The following is a 2,146-nucleotide window of genomic DNA, read 5'->3' on the forward strand; positions in this document are numbered from 1 at the left end:
ACCAAAACTCATCACCGCTCGCAGAGCCAAAGCTTCGATCTGTTCGTCTGTGATGTGTAAAGAAACTGGCGGCTCACTGGGTTCATAAATCGTGCCCGATGCGGGGGCAGATGGGAGCATAATCCCACTCTGCTGCATATCCGTCTGGAGGCGCTGCCAGAGCACCTGACTATATTCCATTCGTCCAACCTCGACTTGGCGATCCCCCGATTGAACGGTAGATTTCAGCCGTATCTGAGCCTCAGCCGTTTTGCGTTGCTCGTCCAGAATCTCCTGACGAGCCTTCATCTTTCGGATGGCGGGATCTTTCATCTTTTCTTCCAGCCAAGCCTCCCAGCGCAAGCGCCACATACCAAAGAGACCCTGACGTCGTACCTGATCCATCTCTTCGTCAATGCGGTTCAGGCCCACTTCAAGGTCGCTACCCTTTTCCCTTCTGAAAACGCGCATTGCTGGCCTCAGGGAAGGCGATTGCCCCTCCAAGTCCTCTGTCTCGCCCCTGCCATTAAGTCCCATGTCACCCCTCCTTAAGCCAACCCTTTTGGGGCTTGGCTTACAACCAAAAGTTGCCCCCTTGGGCAAGAACCTGCCCTCTCGGGCAACGAGTAGTGTCGCTGCGAGAGCTTCTCTAAAGCACTTCTGGAGAATCCAGATTTGCCATTTCTACGAAGCTACTTTAGAGATGATACGGGGCTATAGTTGTGCCATCGTGTGCTCAAGGCCGCTATTTTGGCATGTTCCTTTCAAAGCCAAAAAATACCGGGTAGAACGTCCATCAAGCCCGGAGCGCACCACTAATCAATCAGAGCGCACCACCGATGAAGTGATAGGCAGACCGTTTTTAGTCACGACAGGGAGCTTAAGAATTGAAAGGAAGGCGACGTGAGAAGTGAGAGGAGTTAAGACATGAGTGCAGTACATCCCTGGTTTATCCGTATGCTCGGCAGGCTGGAAATACTGCAAGGCCAAGGACAGCCCAAAGCGCTTCGCAACGGGCGTGACGCCAGTCTTCTAGCCTTCCTCGCCTTCCACCGGGAGACGGAGCACTCACGCGAGAGGCTCGCTGAGCTGTTTTGGGGCGAGCAGCAGGACGCCGCCGCCCTGCTTCGAGGATCGCTCACCCGACTACGCAGACACCTGGAGCAAGCAGGAACGCCAAGCGGTACTGTGCTTGTCACGGGGCGGAGCCAAATCGCCCTGAATCGCGAAGTGGTCAACACCGATGTTGTAGAGTTCAAGAGGCTTTGGCAGCTTGCTAGTGCAGCCCCCACCCCGCGCAAGATAGCGCCACTGTCTGAAGCGGTCGCGCTCTACCGAGGCGAGCTCCTCCCCCTGCAAACCGAGGACTGGATCATCGGTGTGCGCGAGGAGCTTGCCCACCGCCACTACGTCATGCTACGTCAGCTTACCCAGCTCTGCGAGGAGAACGGGCAGCGGGATCAGGCCATTGCCTATGCACTGGCGGCGATTACGGCAAGCGGCGAAGACGAGGCAGCCTACATTGATCTTATGAGGCTCTATGGTGCGGAAGGGCGCTCCCGTGAGGCATTGAGTCTCTTTCGCAAGCTCACTCGAAAACGCTCAGGGTCTCCCCTCTCTGAGGAGGTGCGCTCCCTAGCCAGCCAACTCCAACGGCATCCCGAGCAGCTACGTAGACCCGTCGAAAGACGTTTGGAGGTTCCTACGGATCTCGACGGAAATCTTCTTGAAGTCAGCGGACACAAACCACTCAATCCAAATCTGCCTCGGCCCGTTACCCGCTTCTTCGGACGCCAAAAGGAGTTGGAGAGCCTAACGCAGATGCTCACCGGCCCCTTACCCCGCCGACTGGTGACTCTTATCGGGATGGGCGGCTTGGGTAAAAGCCGTCTGACGTTGGAGGTAGCTCACCGCTTCCCTGGTTCGGTGTTCTACGCAGAACTGGCCGCTCCAGCCGGGAAAGATGAGCTTCTTGCAGCGCTTCTCACCGCAGTAGATCCTCGTGGTGAATGTCAGCAAGAGGATCCACTAGAGCGCCTTGTAGCGGCAATTAGTAAAGTCAGTACGGGGCGCGTGCTGCTGATCTTGGATAACGCCGAGCTTACCACCACGGAAGCGGCGCGTCAGGTCATTGCCCCTCTACTCACCCGGCTGGCAAACCTCATCT

2 protein-coding genes are annotated in these 2,146 nt (G+C 56.7%); one reads left to right on the top strand and one right to left on the bottom strand.

Translation table 11 applies throughout. From position 1 onward, the window contains the following. A partial coding sequence (locus ACH2EH_RS04615) for a hypothetical protein (protein ID WP_395139404.1) occupies positions 1 to 411 on the bottom strand: 411 nt, incomplete at its 3' end. A 495-nt stretch (positions 412 to 906) separates the two neighbouring features. Here ACH2EH_RS04615 and ACH2EH_RS04620 point away from each other — a divergent pair. Then, positions 907 to 2,146 (top strand): BTAD domain-containing putative transcriptional regulator (locus tag ACH2EH_RS04620; protein ID WP_395139406.1); only part of this gene is annotated, 1,240 nt, incomplete at its 3' end.

This window comes from Armatimonas sp. (assembly GCF_043760365.1).
GTDB lineage: Bacteria > Armatimonadota > Armatimonadia > Armatimonadales > Armatimonadaceae > Armatimonas.